The organism is Vallitalea sediminicola (assembly GCF_054408565.1).
Genome location: NZ_BTPT01000320.1, coordinates 1 through 238, shown reverse-complemented (window position 1 = coordinate 238; position 238 = coordinate 1). Strand labels below are relative to the sequence as shown.

Sequence of the window (238 nt, the reverse complement as noted above, 5' to 3'; positions counted from 1 at the left end):
ATTCAATATTAATCACATTGCTTATGCATATCATATTTAACATCTCAGCTACATAAAATGGTGTCAAATAATTGTTGCCATTCGGAGCATTTGATCCAAAGGTAATGATATCTGCTCCAATACTTTTGGCATAATCTGCTATGATACTGCTTACAAGGTCAGGTCTAAAACGAATATCTGTACCTTTACTATCACAAACGGCAACTTGGTTAAACTTCAATCCATACATTTGCTTAAC

The 238-nt window shown here is 33.6% G+C and carries 1 protein-coding gene; it reads right to left on the bottom strand.

Features of this window, described 5'->3' with window-relative positions:
- On the bottom strand, positions 1 to 238 hold a 238-nt coding region (locus ACX6CF_RS26890; RefSeq protein WP_458788444.1), incomplete at both ends, for a hypothetical protein.